Raw genomic sequence first — 17,493 nt, 5'->3', positions numbered from 1 at the left:
AAATGATCGATCTATGGAAAATGCGACGCCGGTATTGAGCCGTTTTAATTTATGGCTGATGACGATAAGTGCCGGGTTGGTAGTGGCCAATATCTATTACTGCCAGCCTATGCTGGGTAAAATTGCAGCAGAGTTTAAAGTTACGGAAACAACCGTGAGCAGTATTGCTACCATGACCCAGATCGGTTATGCTGCCGGCCTGCTCTTTATCGTACCGCTGGGCGATATGCTGCAACGCAAAAAACTGATCCTCGTCGACTTTGTATTTATTATCCTGTCGCTGCTGGCTATGGCCTTGTTCCGTAATATCTACGCGCTTATTGGTGTTTCCTTTCTTATCGGTTTTACCTCGGTAGTACCGCAACTTTTTGTACCTATGGCTGCCCAGCTGGCTACCGACCAGCAAAGGGGCAAAGCGATCGGCACGGTTATGAGCGGCTTATTGATCGGTATTCTCTGTTCGCGTACCATCAGTGGTTACATCGGCCAACACCTGGGCTGGCGCGAAATGTATTATATCGCAGCTGGCATCATGCTGTTGAATGGTATTGCCCTGTGGCGGTTCCTGCCCGAGTTGCAGATCCATTACAAGGGTAGCTATAGCAACCTGATGAAGTCGCTGATCCATTATACCAAAAGCACACCCCAGTTAAGACTGGCTGCAATACGCGGTGCATTGGGCTTTGCGAGTTTCAGCGCTTTCTGGACTACCCTCGTTTTTTTGATGGAAGGACCGCCGTTTTTTAAAGGCAGCGACGTGGCCGGGGCATTTGGTCTTGTAGGGGCAGGCGGAGCTATAGCCGCGTCATTGGCCGGCCGCCTGAGCAATCGTATCGTACCCAATAAAATTATCCTCATCACCATCTCCCTGATGATCCTGTCCTGGGTCGTATTCGGGTTTTCGGGCGCCAGCATCGCCGGCCTGGTATTGGGTATACTCTTGCTGGACCTGGGTCTGCAGGCCACGCACATTACCAATCAGACTATCATTTTCGCACTTTATCCCGAAGCCCGCAACCGGCTCAACACGGTTTATATGGTTACCTATTTTATAGGAGGGGCCACGGGTACATTCCTCGGCAGCCTGGCCTGGCACAAGGCGCAATGGATCGGTGTATCCGTACTGGGCGGCTGTTTTACCGTATTGGCATTAATATTTCACTTGTTGTATTCCGGAAGGAAACGCGTTGCAAAAACGGAGGAACAACCCGAACCCGTTCCGGATCATTCGGTATAACCGGGTATGGTCCATTTGGCCATATGCCAGTTTACCTGGTAGGGATAGGTTTCGTAAAACGAATCGTCTTCGTTGATGCTGTATCCCTTTTTATGATCCGCTTTTGCGGCCAACATTAAAACCTTTGCCTGTGCGGTATCCCCGTTTTGCAGGTAACAAAGGCCTTTGTAATAACCAGCATCCGAAAACTGCGGGTATTGGGCTATGGCCTTATCCAGGTAGTGTATTGCACTTTTATAATCCCGCTGTTCATATTGGATAATACCCATATAAAACAGCTCCAGGAAAGGGATCCAGCTTTCACCGCGGGTTGCGGTGGTTTTATCGAAATCGGTTTTCAACAAGTTTTCCGCCTGCTGGTAATGGCCCAATTGCAGGTGGCAAAGCGCCATATAGAAGCGGCAGGAATGATCGTTCTGGTATTCGATGCCAAATTCCTGCTCCGCCGCTTCCAGGTCTGCCAAAGCCGACCGGTAGTTTTTTTGAAAAATGCATTTCAGAAAGCCGCGCCTTGAAAGGTAATTGCGCCGGTCGTACAACACTGCTTTATCATAACAGGCCACCGCCAGTTCATACTTCTTCGTTTTCCAGTAGGGAAGCGCTTTCAGCTGCCAGAGCAGGGCCATGGTCGAATCCTGCTGTAATGCTTTATTGATACAGTCGTCCCAGCCGGGTAAGGTGTAGTGGTATTTATAGGCGCCGTTTTCCAGGTATTGATGAACAATAGTTTGCTGCCGGTCATCGGTTGACGCACCGGACCGGGCATAAATGGTGCTGCCGGCCAGCAGCAGGATTATAAAGGGAACGATGTATTTCAATACTTAGGGTATTCGGTTTAAATTGGAGTGCCTGTGGGCAATAACTATTTTGTTGCAGGCAGGTTTTTAGTAAAGATGGCTTCTGTCGTGGATTTCAGCTTATTCACCACGAATAATTTTGTCCGGTCTTTAAGCAATACGGTATACATAAACTCCTGTGCCGGGTTGTACTTCCAGGTTTTTAATTCGGGATAGGTCTCCTGCACCCATTTCAGTTGTTGTTTATTATTCGCCGAAATAATAACGACTTTAGTCACCGCCGACTGCGACTGGCGCTGTAAAGCAGCCGGCGTAACGCCGGTTTCATTTTCATAATAGTTGGCCCTGCGGTATTGTTTACGCAAAAATTTAAAATCGTTTTCATCACCGGTCAATACATTCCGGTAAGTGAAAAGATGTGCGGGCTCCGTGGTCCAGGCACTGAAGTTTTGATCGTAAAGCCGGATATATTCGTCCACGAATTGTTTATCCATAGGCTTTTTAGCAGCCAGGTATTGCTTTACCAGCGGGTACATCCTGCGGCTCATCTCCGCGATATACTTTACATTGTACCAGGGTTCGGGGTCCGGCTTGCCATTGATCTGCTCAAACACGTAGCCGTTGCCCATTGCAGTAGCCAGCGCTTCGTTGAGCAGCAGGTTGGCGTATTGACTGTTGGGCGAAGCATTGCTGTAAAAGTATCCGTTGAGCTCGTTTTTAAAAGCCAGCGATTGTTCATTATAAAGGGTATGATAGATCTCGTGCATCAATACACTGAACAGGGCATCGTTATCATTAAAGTTAAGCGGCACCTCGGTAATGATATTGTTGAAAAAAGCGGTGCCGGTAAACCCATCCTCATCTATACTGGGTATAACCGCGATATCGATGGGTATGGAATAGTCCCAGGGCGCATTGTATAAAATAATACCATTCTGAAAATACTGGCCCAGCGGCACTTTGTGCACAAACGCCTCGAGCGCTTCAAATTTGCGGTCAAATTTATCTTTATTCGGCAGGTATACCAGGCTGTCGTATACCGGTTCAAACTTTTCCAGGATACCGGCAAATTGGAACAGGTCGCCTGCGGGTATCAGGCCGAAAGTATTTTTCTTAAACTCATTCAGCGAGGTACTGTAAATAAGGTTACGTTGTATGATCGATGTAGTGCCTACCGACAATTTCTGCGCAACCGGATAACCGGGGTAGGAAAATTCATAATACAGATTCAGTGCGTCCAGCTGCGCGATCAACTGCTGGTAAGCTGCTGTATGGTATTTCGATTTATTGAAGATTTCTTTATAAATCGTCTCGGGGTAATTGCCCGACAGTTTTTTTACAAACTCGTAAGTGGCAAACAGCCTGGAGTATTTCAGGGCTATCTTGGGCGTTGTCTGTGCCCATACAGCAGTACTGATCAGGGCGAGTAAAAAGGTAAAAACCGATTTTCTTTTCATGGATTTTTTATTCCGGTGGGTTATAGTATAAAAAGGGCGCTGGTTCCGTATATCATGTTGTTTCTTTCGAGATCCATTTCGGCACCTCGGGCGCTGTATAGGACTTCATTTTGGCAAGCAGCACATCTACGTTTTCATCCGTCAGCAGCATCTCGCGGTATACCGGTTTCAGGAAGCCCTGTTCTTCCATTGTTTTTACCATATAGTTAAGCGGGTCGTAATATCCCGCGGTATTTAGCAGGCCTATAGGTTTGGTATGAAGGCCCAGTTGCGACCAGGTCAGCATTTCAAACAATTCCTCCATAGTACCGAAGCCGCCGGGCAGGGTGATCACGCCGTCGCAAAGCTCATTCATCTTAGCCTTGCGTTCATGCATGCTTTCCACCAGTATCAGCTCACTCAGACCGATATGGGCAATCTCCCGGCTGTTCAGGAACCTGGGTATCACGCCGATCACGGTGCCGCCCGCTTGCAGCGCGGCATTGGCCACTGCGCCCATAAGCCCGACACTGGCGCCGCCATAGATCAGCCTGATCCCGTTCCGTGCCAGTGTCTGGCCCAGTACGACTGCCTGTTCTTCGTAAACGGGCTGGTTGCCATAAGAAGATCCGCAAAACACAACGATACTTTTCATAATGATCTGGTTTTAAATCTTGGTTATACCAGGCAATTTACGATTATAAACCAACACGAAAGGTAACGCCATGGATCATCTTATTATTATCGTGCCGGCGCTTCTTTTCACCGCAGTGTCCATAGCCTGCAGCAACCTGCCTTTTCGTTGCAGGAAACAGCGGCATTGTTTTTTATTTACTTTGTTATACCGGCTGCGGGCAACTGATCTCGATCATCAGGGTATCGAAGTAAAAATAAAACCCATAGGTATCCCGTATTTTACCGGGTTTTTCGGGTTGCAATGCCGGGTCGTTGTTAAGCTGTTCAAAAATATAGTCCACGGCGGCGGCATCCTGCTGCAGGAAACCAATGTGGAAAAACTTAGGATAAAGCGGTTGCTCTTTGGCCCGCATCAGTACGAGTATAAAACCGTCTGCGCCTCTTAGTACCGCCAGGGCGGCATCGCCTTTTACTTCTACACAGGTAAAACCGAAATGAGTTTCGAAAAAAGTAATCGCTTCGGGTATGCGCGACATCGGGAGATTTAAATGATTCAATTGCATATTAATAATAAACGAACATTCGTTCTTTTAAAAGGTAAAAAAAATAGGTTAGGGCGTTAACCCTTTAATGACAAGATCAAAAGTGGTTTGGAGGTCGGTATTGCTCAACTTAAAAGGCCGGCCGGCCATATTGGCCTGCTGCAGGTGAAATTTGACAAGGGTATAAAAAGGTCCGTAGGCCAGCGACCAGAATACTTCCGGGGATACCCGTACGAGCTCACCGTTTTTCATGGCGTTTTCCCCAAAGGCCTGCATGGCTTTGCGAAAGGGATTGGTCCTGATCGTGCTGAGTTGTATTAGGGGTGAATTCCGGAACTGCTCAGCGAAATGAAAATGCAGGGGGTTACGCACAATATGTTTATAACGGTTATTCCACTGCAGCCACAAGCCGTCGCGGAAGGACATAGCGGGGTCGAAATTTTTCAGGCTGGCATCGGTAAAAGCCTCGTCTACTTCCAGGTACAGTTTATTCAGGAGATCCTCGCGGCTTTCGAAATAAATATAAATGGTCGAGGGCGAAATACCCGCAGCACGCGCAAGCTTCTGCATACTCAGCCCATCGAAGCCTTCCTTTACGATCATGGATATGGCTTCGAGCTTAATAGTTCTTTCTTTATTTTCGTCGCGGGCACGCATAGAATTGCAAAGATAAACGAATGTTCGTTCTTTTAAGGAAAAATTTTTGAAATTGCTTTATAACCGAAATTGGTTTTGCCGTTGCATTATAATAAGTAGTTGTATAGAATAATCCATTTAATGAAATAGTTTTATAACGGAAGTATCAGAGAATAACTATAGAATTAATTATGTTGTCCTGAACAAGTTAATTAATCACATATTACCAAAATAAAATCACCCCGTTAAGGTGGCTTTCTTGTCAAAGTTTAATTAATTGAAACTCTATTTTCCATTAAAAATTAGTGCCTTGATTTGCCCGGATTTGCCCAAATAAAATACAAAAAATGAACATTAATACATCATAATTACATCTTAAATATTTGATAGTCAATAAAATGGATATTGAATGAATGAATGAATCAAATTTGGTAAATTTAAGTAGGCGATATACCTTTGCATAGGTACTTAATGAAGTACTTTGTGACGCTTATCTCGTAAGTTGTTTATCTCTTATAATGTTATCTAATTAATAAGATAAAAAGGGAAGTCGCCCAAGAATAGGCGACTGAGTTGAAAACAAAATTGAATTTGGGATTACCTCTATTGTTTTCTTTAGAGGGTTCCGGCTTCGAACGATTAATGAATAATTATTCTTACTGCCCTAAGGAAGATTCTAAAAACTTGTAGCCAGAGCTGCAACTCTGTAGACAAGCGAAATCCCAAAATAGGAAGTAGAATAACTACTAAATTAACCGCGGTCTCTAGGATTTTACATCCCTTTGAGACTCTCGACTTAGTGATCCACATAGAAAAATCATTAAGTCATAGGTTTTTTGGGGAATCTTGACCACCAAGCCGTCGAAGTAAATTCAAGAAAATGATCCTGTGGGTAGAAATATACCGCAGGATTTTTTTTTACAAATGTCGCTATATTTTTAACTTAAATAAAAACACGTTTCTAAATTTTTCTACACATTGTGTAAGTAAGCCGAGCTTTCAACAAGTATAATTTTTTGAAACGAATCCACCAAAATCTTTTTAAGATTTTAAAAAAACCGCTCAGTTGAGCGGTTTTTTCTTATCAAAGAATTAGTACAATTTAATAAGGAGTCAGGTAAAATTGTAAAAAAGCTGTGGATAACCCTGCCGGAAAATATCAATGGGGCACCGCCGCCAGTAGTTTACGGGTATAGGCCTCGCGGGGTTGCTGCATTACCTCCGCCGTAGGACCGCTTTCTACGATACGCCCCTGCTCCATCACCATCAGCCGGTTACTGATGCTTTTTACCACATTGAGGTCGTGGGTTATAAACAGGTAGGTGAGTTGCTGCTGTTGCTGCAGCGATGTTAATAACTCCAGGATCTGCGCCTGGATGCGGATATCGAGCGCCGATACGCTCTCGTCGCAGATAACCAGTTTAGGCTGAACGGCTAATGCCCGGGCTATACAGATACGTTGCCGCTGGCCGCCGCTGAATTCGTGCGGGTACTTGTGCCGCGAAGCCTGGGGCAGTTGCACCATTTCCAACAGGTTATTCACCATCTTATCCACATCTTTACCCCGGGCCAGGCCATGTACGGTTATCGGCTCGGCCAGGGCATCGCCCGTCCTGATTCTTGGGTTCAGCGATGCATAGGGGTCCTGGAATATGATCTGTATATCGCGCCGCAGCAGGCGCCACTGTTCGCGGTTATACGCCGTTATATCCTTACCCTCGAAAAAAATGGCGCCCGAAGTAACCTGCTGCAGACCCAGTATACTTTTACTCAGTGTACTTTTTCCACATCCCGACTCTCCGACCAGGCCCAGGGTTTCGCCTTTGTATAAATCGAAACTCACATTATCCACCGCTTTAAACGAACGGGTAGTTTTCCCCAGCCAATTCACCGCTTCGGGATAATACACTTTTAACTGGTCGACTTTTAATAAAGGCACTTCCTGTTGATGTGCATAGGCAGGCCCGGCTTCCGGGAAATGTGGATAACCCGGTGTACCGCTTACCACTTTTCCTTTTTCGAGCACCAGGAAGGCATCGGCAATAGTACGGGCCAAAGCCAGGTCGTGGGTTATAAACAGGATGGCGGTGCCGTATGCCTGCTGCAGCTCCTGCATCAGCGCTATGATTTCCAGCTGTACAGTCACATCAAGCGCTGTAGTGGGCTCGTCGGCAATGAGCAGCGCCGGGTGATGGCACATGGCCATCGCGATCATTACCCGCTGTTTTTGTCCGCCGGACAGCTGGTGTGGATAACGTTGCAGCAAAGTCTCGGGCCGGGGCAGCTTTACGCGTTTAAACCATGCCAAAGCCTCGTCCTGCGCCTGTTTGAGCGACATGTCGCTATGCGTACGGATACTTTCCACCAGCTGGGCGCCACAGGTCTTAACGGGGTTCAGGGCGCTCATGGGCTCCTGGAAGATCATGCCCACCTGCCTGCCACGTACCTGCTGCCAGCCGGCCGCATCGCGCTCCAGCAGGTTATCGGCACTGCCAGGCAGGCTTACCATACCGCTTACAACGGCTTTTGCGGGCAACAGGCCCATTAAGGCCAGCGATGTCAGCGACTTACCGGATCCCGACTGGCCTACGAGGGCCAGCGTACGGCCGGCCCCGATCTCGAACGAAACGTCCTGTACGGCTTCGAAAGGCGGGTTGCCCGGGAAGCTGATGCGGAGCTGTTGTACACGAACGATATTTTGCGGGGCGCTGAACATGGATTCAAAAGTAGGGGCTTTTGGGCTTTTAAAAATCAAATCGTTTTTTTTCGGCAACTGAGGATTTCAACATCGGTAGTATTAGTAAATTATTCTTTTTTAAAAAAAGACTTACTATTATTAGGAGTGTGGATATGCGGATAACTTTTTGAAATACACAGTTGTTTTTACGGTTCTTGTTATAGCTCCCAGTTTATCCACAGGATATTATTTTAGGAAAGTATTGATTTTACTGGGCTTTCAGGGGTTATCCCATTTCGTGGAATAACTTCGGGGAAGAATAAGTTTATCCCTGTGAAATATGGATATCCTATAAACGAAGTATGAAATCTGCGTGAACAAATTATTATCAAAACGCCGTCACAAAATTTTTCCGATTCTGTACACGACTTGTTCTTCCCTTTTAACGGTTTCCCAACAACTTTTGACATCTTATTGTGTATAAAAACCCGGCAGAAATTTTCAAATCGGGGACTTGCAGAAACTAAGTGAAAATTAAGCAGTTATTCCCGTTTATTGTGGATAAAGCCGGGATAGCTGTTAACACTGACTTAATACGGGACCGGGTATAAACGATCTTTGTTCTTCTTTTTGCCCCGGTAAAAAAAGAAGGTGCACCACGAATGATGCACCCTATGTGGATAACCTTGTGTATTACGGTTATTTACTTCTTTCTACAGTCCACTTGGCTACTGCAGGCGCCAGTTCTTTCTGCGATTTTCCACCTACGAATACACCGATATGACCACCGGGGAAAGGTATTTCCTGTTTGTCTTTCGAACCGATCACGTTCATTACGGCTTTGGTGCTTTCGTTGGGGATAATGTTATCACTGGTAGCATAGATATTCAGGTAAGGTACCGTCATATTTTTCAGGTCTACGAGCTTACCGCCCAGTTCCAGTTTACCTTTGATCAGCAGGTTGTCGCGGAAGAGGTCTTTGATATACTTGCGGTACATTTCGCCGGCAATAGCAGGCAGGTCTGATTTCCAGTGTTCCATACGCAGGAAATTGAGCAGTTTCTCTTCGTCTTCCAGCGAATCCATTACACCGATGTATTTGCTGATATTCATCGAAGGTTTCAGCATGCTGAATGCAGAATCGATCATTTCACCGGATATCGTACCGACATTATCCACCATGGCATCTACATCGATGTGTTTTGCCCATTTGTACAGCATATTGTCGTTATCCCCAAAGTCGAACGGGGCAACATAGGTAGTCAGGGTCTGCAGCTTTCCGGGGTATCGGCTGGCATAGATCATAGAATAGGTACCTGCCTGGCAGATGCCTTGTTTGTGGATCTTTGGTATTTTATGTTTGCGGCGTATAAAGTCTACCGCATCATTCATATACCCGTCGATATAGTCTTCCATGGTCAGGTACTTATCGGCCTGGGTAGGATATCCCCAATCCATGATATAGATATCCAGTCCTTCTTCGATCAGCTTTTTCATCAGGCTGCGATCGGGTTGCAGATCCAGTACGTCGTGGCGGTTCAGCATGGCGAACGAAACGAGTACGGGGATTTTACTTTTGGCCGGTGTATCGCGCAGGTAGTGATACAATTTTACTTTATCGCGCTGCCACACCAGTTCTTTAGGTGTAGTAGCTACTTCTACCGATTTTATGCCCTGCAGGGTTTCGTAACCTTTGGCAAGTTTCAGCGTGTTGGCGTTCAGTTCTTCTAAAATGCTGGTGGGGTTAAATGTCATATATGAAAAATATTTAATTAACTAATCTAAACCTAAGATAACACTTTTTCAATAGAAATGCAAAATTAAATAAAATTGCTGCATATATGTGAAAAAGGCAGACGGTATTTGTCTGCCTTTTGTAATATGTTATTGTTAAGCGGTTATACCGTAATTGTTACCAGTCTTTCTGGTGCAGGTGTTCATGGTCCCGGATCAATTGGGCACAATTTTGCTCGAAACTTTCTTTTTCGATGCTCAGCTGTTCCGGCAATACTTTGTACTGCATCAGCCGGTTGTCGCGGCAGTCGATCGTCAGGATATGGTGACGGAGCAACACCCGTGTTACATCGGGCCAGGCTATTTTTTTGCTGCCGGCAAACTGTTGTAAATTGATGCCGTTTTTATCGATGAAAATATACCTTGGTTTCGTACCGCTTTTTTCCCAGAAATAGGCAAACAAAATACCGGCTAAAGTTGCACCGGAATAGGTTGCCGGCAGGTACCATTTATTTTGCAGGGCATAAATAAAAATAGGCAATAGCGCCAGTATTTCTATAATGCGCAAAACCAGGCCCGCTTTTGTCTGCACTATTTTCTTATTGAAAAATATAGTAATGATCAGCAGCAGTACACCGAAAATGGCATAGGCAATACCGGCCTGGTTAAGGAAGGCAAACTCTGCCTGTTTTACCTGGTTGGGTACTGCCCAGGTAAGTAAGCCCATTACGACCAGGAGCAATCCTGCCATAAGGTGCATGCCGGTTACCTGGTTTCTTTTTACGCGGCTGCCTTCTACAGGCAGGGTATAGTTTATTTCCTGTGCTTGTGTGCTGTTGCTCAAATCCATAAGTTTCATTAAAAAATAGCTGTTGTTTGTTTAAGCGTCGGCGAGCATATAGTTACAGAGTTTGTACAAAGCCCTTGCGCCTACGATCGGGTCGATACAATCCTGGCCATGCGAACCTGATGAAATTTCATTCAGGTCGAAACCGACGATCTTTTTACCCGCTGCCCTTACTTTATTAAACAGGTAGAATACCTGTTCGAGTTCGAAACCGCCGGGAACCGGTGTGCCGGTATTCGGACAAAGTTTGGGATCGAGACCGTCGATATCGAAACTGATGTATACATGCTGCGGTAGTGTGGTTACGATCTCGTCGCAGATGTCTTTCCAGGTTTTGCCTTCGTACAGTTGTTCTTTAATGTTTTTATCGAAGAAGGTGGTAACCCTTTCTTTTTCTCGGGTAATGATCTCCAGCTCTTCGTCGCAATAATCGCGGATGCCTACTTGTACCAGTTTGCTGACCTGTGGAATTTCTTTCAGCACATTGAACATGATCGAGGCGTGCGAATACCGGAATCCTTCATAGGCTTCGCGAAGGTCGGCGTGAGCATCGATCTGCAGGATACCGAAAGATTCGTATTGTCCGCCGAGTGCTTTTATATAACCCAGTGGTGTACTGTGGTCGCCACCAAGCAGGGCAACTTTTTTTCCTTCCTTCAGGTAACGGGCGCTGAGCTCGTGGATCCAGTCGTGCATCATTTTACCGCCTTCGTTTACTTCGGCCAGTTTGGTGATGAGCTGGTTACTGCAGTTGATCGGGTTACCGTCAGAGAGGCAACCGATAATGAGTTCGGCACAACCCCGGAGGTAATCGCTTTTAGCACGGATGTTTTTATCGATCGGCAGCATGTGGATACCTTTCTTCCAGGCGTCTACAGCATCGGGGTCGTAGAGGTCAACCTGCATGGAAGCGTCGAATACTTCTTCCGGTCCCCTCGAGGTTCCGGGCCGGTAGCTTACCGTTACTTCCCAGGGTACGGGTATAATAATGAGCTTGGATTCTTCTTCACTGAACGGAAGTCCGAAGATGTTGTTTGATTTTAATCCCGGTGAGTTGGGATCAAAATTATCAAGGGCAGAAGACATTTTTAATATTCCTTTTTTGGTCTGCAAAGGTAACTAAATAATCTTTAGGGCCACCCCTCCTGGCCTCAATAGTAGTATTGTATCGGATTATATCTGTGTGACCTGGCCTGGTTGAATTTGCTGAGTGTGCCAGGATATTTAGTAGGTGGCAGCCGCGTCCCTATCGCTTTATTCACCATTGGCATATTGCCTATTCAGGGCTATTGAAGATTGTTGACCTATGCCGACCGGGAGCGATACGGATTCTCAAGGTATCTCTATTCCGGGCAGCGGTATGCTCTTTGCTTGATTTCTTGAAACTTAAATTGTTGCTGTCCGCAGGAATAGATGAACAGATCAGACCCATCACTCGCCTGTACACTTAGAAGTTCTGGCACCTTTGGGCACGGCTATATGGTCGCCCATATTTATCAGCCCCAACTTAAGCTACCTTCTGATCTACATTACTGTTACCTGTTTTTGCTTGTATCCTATAGGCTACCCTACCCTTTGTACCGCGGTATGGTTCGGCCTGGGTTTCTGTAGAGATGTTCGCATGCTCAGCGCGTGATGTTTTGGTTCCGCTTCTGGTCCATGAAAGGAAGTGGGGTTGTTGACGCTAGATGAGTTGTAGTCTATAAAAACACCTGGACTGGTTTGTGCCGATATTAGTTCACCGGGTGCAGGTGTCTATCTTAGTCGGCCTGATTTGTTTCGTTCAATGCTTTAACTCCTGGACTGTTTAATAACGAAGTACTCTGACTCTGCTACCTTGTTTATGTTCCACGTGGAACGATATACATCAAGTGGTATAATCACTGTCTATAGATTACGGCCATAGGGTTTAATTATATTCCTCCTCCTCCAGACGACTAGTTTATACCTGCGCGGCTTACTTCTCAGGTTAGGTGTTGTTAAAGTCAGAATGCTTTAAGGCTTACTTGCCGAACTTGATAATAATGTTCCACGTGGAACTTACTCCTTTTATATATGCCGACTATACCGGTTTGAGCTCCGGATAGTTTCGATGGTCCAGTAGGTTGCTTCTTCTGCTTTGAAGATTTGATTAGGAGTTGGGTTGCTGCTTGATGTGTTATTTGTGGAGATGTTTCACGTGGAACATTCTTGATCGCATCTGTTTTGATCTTTGTTAACCACACTTGGAATATGTTTCACGTGGAACATCCAGGATGATTTAGTGTGATTAGGTATCTCTTACGGTGTTTCTTATTTATGGTATTGCTTTAATAGAAGTAGTATCCTACCCCAATATTAAAAGTAATATGCTCCAGTTCTGTAGTAGGATTGTTTGAATAGAGCGCCTGGGCGCTAGCGAATAGGTTACGATTGATTTTAAAATTGCTGCTGATGTTGAATATTAGGTTGGGTGCATCTGCATGGAAAGCGTTTGAATGGTTCTCAATAGGTTCGGTGGATGCGGTTGTAGTATAGATCTCCCGCACCTGATCGAAGCTGGCCAGGAAGCCTGCACCTAATCCCATCCCGAATTGGACCCGTTCGTTAAATGCTGGTAACAGGTAATTGAGTGATATATTGTTATGGAGATGCTGGCTTTTACGTGTAGCCAGACTATAATGCCGTCCGGGCTGGCTTATAAAGGAGCGGTTGTCCTTCGTTGAAGTTTGACGTAGGCTATGCAATTCCAATACAAAGTGCTTGCTAAGGTAGCTTTGTAAGAAGACTTGCTGACTCTGATCCAGTCGCCTGCTTTCATTGTTGGTCGAATAACTGCGGTCGTACTCCGCGGCTATACCTGTGCGTATACCTATAGCCCAGGTCAGGTTTTTGGGTTGGGATGAATAGCAGGCCAGCGAGGATTGCGCGTTGCCGGGAGAGGTGTATAGTGTAGATAAGCTTATTAATACACCAGATAGTATGGTGAGGGGATAGGTTTTCATGCCTGTATAACGCTAGGGGTATTATTTAATTGCTTGTATTTACGGGGTTCTGTGTTGCTTGAGCGTATTAACTATCGCTATGGCAGGTACTGTCTGGGGTCGGATTGTTATGGAAATTGGTGTTATGGATGGTTGCAACGGTGTTGTAAGTGATAGAAGAACCTCCCAGTTCCGGGTCCTCAATACGAGCAAAGGATCTGGATATGTACCCAAAATGACTGTGTAGTGTTTGTTGCTACCCCTGGCGCGATGCTGGCACAAACTTATGCCAGGGTAGAAGTGTGTTTGTCTTTCTTTAAACTTGAGATGGTGTGTGTTTTGGGGCGTATTACTCCTTTGTTGTAACGCTATGGAGTGATGTTTCACGTGAAACGTTCTTTGTTCTGCGTAGCGGGGTAGGCGCTACACCCTGGCGCTTAGAACCAGTATTCCAGACCGATGTTTACGGTAAGATGTTCGAGGGTAATATTGGGGTTGTTGGAATAATTGAATTGTACAGTGCTGTAGATGTCCTTTTTGAGTTGGCAGATACTGGTCATGGCTATGATGAGATTGGGTGCACTGACCAAAATGGCGGCATGATTTACCTCTTTTGCCTCCCCGGTATTAAGGGTGTAGTGTTCCATTGTCTTATCAAAACTTGTTAGTACACCCATTCCCACCCCAAGACCCAGTCGTATCTTTTCTTCCGTATCGGTATACATATAGTAGCTAAGCAAGATGTTGTTGTGTAAGCGGTGGCTCTTTCTAAGCGCCATACTGTACTTTTTATCCGGGCTGCTTACGTTATGGATATAGTCGTTGCTATAGTTCTGATGCGTGGTTTGGAATTCCAGTACGAGGTTTTTACTTAAATGGTTTTGTATAAATACCTGTTGGTTCCAGCTTAGGTATTTGTTAGGCAGGTCGTCAATACTATAGGTGTGGTCGTATTCCCGGCTTATACCGGTGCGGAATCCAATGGACCAATCAATCTTTTTGGGTGCAGAAGAGTAACAGGCTAACGAGGATTGTGCATGGATGGTCCCGGTGAAGAGGAGGAGCGGGAAAAGGCCTGCTGTTTTGATTAGGATGCTTAGGGTTTTCATGGCTTTATAACGCTGTACGTATCGTTAAATTGTGCCTCCAGTGTACGGCTATAGGTCCATAGCCGGCCCTGCCCTATCCTTTTTCTTTTGTACCTTTGTGCCCTTCTTCATAATACATAAGCGAATAAAGATGTTTCCTGAATATGATGTAATTGTTGTAGGCGCCGGGCATGCAGGTTGCGAAGCTGCTGCCGCTGCTGCGAATATGGGTAGTAAAGTATTATTGGTTACGATGAATATGCAGACCATCGCCCAGATGAGCTGTAACCCGGCTATGGGTGGTATCGGTAAGGGCCAGATTGTAAGAGAAATCGATGCCATGGGCGGCTACAGTGGTATCGTAAGCGATAAAAGCATGATCCAGTTCCGTATGCTCAATAAGAGTAAAGGACCTGCCATGTGGAGCCCGCGTACCCAAAACGACCGTATGGTGTTCGCTACTACCTGGCGAGAGATGCTGGAGCAAACGCCTAACCTGGATTTCTGGCAGGATATGGTTAAAGGACTGATTGTTTCACGTGGAACAATAGAAGGAATAGTAACCGGTATGGGCCAGGAAATAAGGGCAAAAGCTGTAGTACTGACCAATGGTACCTTCCTGAATGGCGTGATCCACGTGGGCGAAAAACAGTTTGGCGGAGGCCGTATGGGCGAAAAAGGAGCGACCGGTATTACCGAACAATTGGTTGAACATGGCTTTGAAAGCGACCGTTTGAAGACCGGCACCCCACCCCGTATAGATGGCAGAAGCCTCGATTATTCTAAAATGGAGATCCAGGATGGAGATGAAGAGATTGTCGGTTTCTCTTATGCTGATGTAAACCGGATACAACCAAAGGAACAACGTCATTGCTGGATTACTTATACCTCCGAGCAGGTGCACGATATGTTGCGCACCGGATTCGATAAGTCGCCCATGTACCAGGGCCGGATACAAGGTAGTGGTCCAAGGTATTGCCCGAGTATCGAAGATAAGATCAACCGTTTTGCAGATAAAGACCGTCACCAGTTATTTGTAGAACCCGAAGGTTGGAATACGGTAGAGATTTATGTGAATGGTTTTAGCACTTCCCTGCCCGAAGAGGTACAGTACAATGCCCTGCGCCTGGTGCCGGGTTTCGAAAACTGTAAGTTTTTCCGTCCGGGTTATGCGATCGAATACGACTATTTTCCACCAACCCAATTGCAGTTTACGCTCGAAACTAAACTGATCAAAAATCTTTTCTTCGCCGGACAGATCAACGGAACTACAGGTTATGAAGAGGCTGCCTGCCAGGGATTGATCGCTGGTATCAATGCACACCAGAACGTACAGGGTAAAGATCCATTTGTACTCAAAAGAAATGATGCCTATATCGGCGTACTGATCGACGACCTGATCAATAAAGGTACCGACGAACCCTACCGGATGTTTACCAGTCGCGCCGAATTCCGGACTTTGATGCGCCAGGATAATGCCGATCTCCGGCTTACAGAAATCAGTTATGGTATGGGTCTTGCTTCTGAAGAAAGGATGCAGCGGCTGAACCAGAAAAAAGAAGCTGTTACCGGTTTGAAGAAACTTTTGGCCGAATTACCGGTAGAGCCTGCTGAAATCAATACATTTTTAGAAAATAAGGGCATTTCGACCATAAAAGAGCGTCAAAAAGTGCAAAAATTGCTCTTAAGACCCGACATTACGCTGGAAGAAATGATCCTGGCCCTGCCCTCACTACAGGAAAAACTGGGCGGCTTTAAAAAGGAGGATTTAGAGCAGGTTGAGATCCAGATCAAGTACGATACCTATATCGAAAAGGAAAAAGAAATGGTACAAAAAATGAGTGCCATGGAAGATCTTAAAATTCCGGATAATTTTAATTATGAAAAACTGCAGGCACTCAGTACCGAAGCCCGGCAGAAACTGACCCGCATCCGTCCGCACACTTTAGGACAGGCCAGCCGGATTTCGGGCGTTAACCCGAGCGATGTGCAAATTCTCCTGGTCTATATGGGCAGGTAGGAAAAAAATATATTTTTAAAAAAGCCGTAGTTGCATTTTTGCACTACGGCTTTTTTATGAGATTCTGAAAATTCTATTTTTCCAGAAATGTGATTTTCCTGGAAATCGAAAAACGGAACACCAGCTGTTTTACCAAAAGCCGGGACTACTGCCCTGTTCAAAATAAAAAAAGGGTTTTATAGAAACTGCGATTTTTTAATCTCTCCAATTTTTTAAATTAAGCCATCCTGCAATTCCAGGTTATCCCTGTGTTTTTCTTACTTCCACAAAAGGGTGCCATTATGCCTGAAAAACAAATAGGAGCCTTTTAAAAAAGTTGGAATTCGTTTGGAAAGCAGAGCTATGAATGATTGAAAATCGGCTCAAAAAAATGAACTTTTTTGACTAATGAAAAGCATCGGGTTCCACTTGTTTTCATCTTATTTTTCTTTTACAAAAAAACTTGCTAAAATGTAGTTGGAAAATAGCCGGTTTTTGTATTTCCCTTTCAAAGAAAATAGAAAGTAATATACTAAAAAGGCCTGTTTAGCAGTTAATCAAGAGGGAAGCATTTTAACCGAAACAACTGAAAATAGATGATTTATAGGGCAAAAACGATAGTAAAACAGCAAAAAATAGCGATAATCGGTGCTTTTTGGGGTATTTTTTTCATTATCCCCCTGGTGTTCCTGATAGCCGACCTTTGCCATAATTACAGTAAAACGGTACTTATTTTATCGTTTTTATCGATAAATGCTGTGCTGGCTTTTATTCATGCCCGCAAGAATCTCCGTTCCTTTCTAACCCTTTTCCTGGTGTATACCGGTATTACCCTGCTCAGCTCCGGTTTGTTGCTCTGGGTATGTGTGCAGGCCGATATCGGGTAGTAAATTTATTATAT

The 17,493-nt window shown here is 45.3% G+C and carries 14 protein-coding genes; 3 read left to right on the top strand and 11 right to left on the bottom strand.

Annotated features, from left to right (window positions below; translation table 11 throughout):
* Positions 1-13 precede the first annotated feature (13 nt).
* Positions 14-1,237 carry an MFS transporter gene (locus B0I18_RS02620; protein WP_106521085.1) on the top strand — a complete coding sequence of 408 codons (1,224 nt, stop codon included), beginning with the start codon at positions 14-16 and terminating at the stop codon, positions 1,235-1,237.
* On the opposite strand, the gene B0I18_RS02615 is transcribed toward B0I18_RS02620, so the two are convergent.
* The 11 genes from B0I18_RS02615 to B0I18_RS02565 all read right to left on the bottom strand — a co-directional run bounded on the left by B0I18_RS02615 (position 1,225) and on the right by B0I18_RS02565 (position 14,614).
* Positions 1,225-2,055, bottom strand: a complete 831-nt coding sequence (locus B0I18_RS02615; protein ID WP_106521084.1) for a tetratricopeptide repeat protein — start codon at positions 2,053-2,055, stop codon at positions 1,225-1,227. The genes B0I18_RS02620 and B0I18_RS02615 overlap by 13 nt on opposite strands.
* Positions 2,056-2,099: 44 nt before the next feature.
* Positions 2,100-3,491 carry a hypothetical protein gene (locus B0I18_RS02610; protein ID WP_106521083.1) on the bottom strand — a complete coding sequence of 464 codons (1,392 nt, stop codon included), beginning with the start codon at positions 3,489-3,491 and terminating at the stop codon, positions 2,100-2,102.
* Between the two features lie 52 nt (positions 3,492-3,543).
* Positions 3,544-4,125: an LOG family protein gene (locus B0I18_RS02605; protein ID WP_106521082.1), complete on the bottom strand. Its 582-nt coding sequence runs from the start codon at positions 4,123-4,125 to the stop codon at positions 3,544-3,546.
* Positions 4,126-4,309: 184 nt separating this feature from the next.
* The gene (locus B0I18_RS02600) at positions 4,310-4,669 is read right to left on the bottom strand and encodes a VOC family protein (RefSeq protein WP_106521081.1); all 360 of its coding nucleotides are present in this window, start codon (positions 4,667-4,669) and stop codon (positions 4,310-4,312) included.
* Positions 4,670-4,717: 48 nt separating this feature from the next.
* On the bottom strand, positions 4,718-5,305 hold the full coding sequence (locus tag B0I18_RS02595; protein ID WP_106521080.1) for a TetR/AcrR family transcriptional regulator: 588 nt from the start codon (positions 5,303-5,305) through the stop codon (positions 4,718-4,720).
* Between the two features lie 1,138 nt (positions 5,306-6,443).
* Complete coding sequence (locus B0I18_RS02590; RefSeq protein ID WP_245882033.1) at positions 6,444-8,039, bottom strand: dipeptide ABC transporter ATP-binding protein; 1,596 nt, start codon at positions 8,037-8,039, stop codon at positions 6,444-6,446.
* A 621-nt stretch (positions 8,040-8,660) separates the two neighbouring features.
* Positions 8,661-9,716 (bottom strand): class III poly(R)-hydroxyalkanoic acid synthase subunit PhaC, encoded by a 1,056-nt coding sequence (gene phaC, locus B0I18_RS02585; protein WP_106521078.1) that lies wholly within the window; start codon positions 9,714-9,716, stop codon positions 8,661-8,663.
* A 157-nt stretch (positions 9,717-9,873) separates the two neighbouring features.
* Entirely contained in the window at positions 9,874-10,554 is a 681-nt protein-coding gene (locus tag B0I18_RS02580; RefSeq protein ID WP_106521077.1) for a hypothetical protein, read from the bottom strand.
* 21 nt (positions 10,555-10,575) lie between these two features.
* Complete coding sequence (locus B0I18_RS02575; protein ID WP_106521076.1) at positions 10,576-11,628, bottom strand: agmatinase family protein; 1,053 nt, start codon at positions 11,626-11,628, stop codon at positions 10,576-10,578.
* 1,223 nt (positions 11,629-12,851) lie between these two features.
* Positions 12,852-13,526, bottom strand: a complete 675-nt coding sequence (locus tag B0I18_RS24895; protein WP_146146632.1) for a hypothetical protein — start codon at positions 13,524-13,526, stop codon at positions 12,852-12,854.
* A gap of 416 nt (positions 13,527-13,942) precedes the next feature.
* A complete protein-coding gene (locus B0I18_RS02565; protein WP_106521074.1) occupies positions 13,943-14,614 on the bottom strand; it encodes a hypothetical protein in 672 nt (223 codons plus the stop codon).
* Between the two features lie 130 nt (positions 14,615-14,744).
* Here B0I18_RS02565 and mnmG point away from each other — a divergent pair, with 130 nt between their 5' ends.
* A complete protein-coding gene (gene mnmG, locus B0I18_RS02560; RefSeq protein ID WP_106521073.1) occupies positions 14,745-16,613 on the top strand; it encodes a tRNA uridine-5-carboxymethylaminomethyl(34) synthesis enzyme MnmG in 1,869 nt (622 codons plus the stop codon).
* A 575-nt stretch (positions 16,614-17,188) separates the two neighbouring features.
* Entirely contained in the window at positions 17,189-17,479 is a 291-nt protein-coding gene (locus tag B0I18_RS02555; protein ID WP_106521072.1) for a hypothetical protein, read from the top strand.
* Positions 17,480-17,493 lie beyond the last annotated feature (14 nt).

Origin of the sequence: Taibaiella chishuiensis (genome assembly GCF_003014535.1) — a bacterium.
In the GTDB taxonomy this organism is placed as follows: Bacteria; Bacteroidota; Bacteroidia; order Chitinophagales; family Chitinophagaceae; genus Taibaiella; species Taibaiella chishuiensis.
The sequence above is the reverse complement of the archived record's forward strand: the minus strand, read 5'-3'. Positions and strand labels throughout refer to the sequence as shown.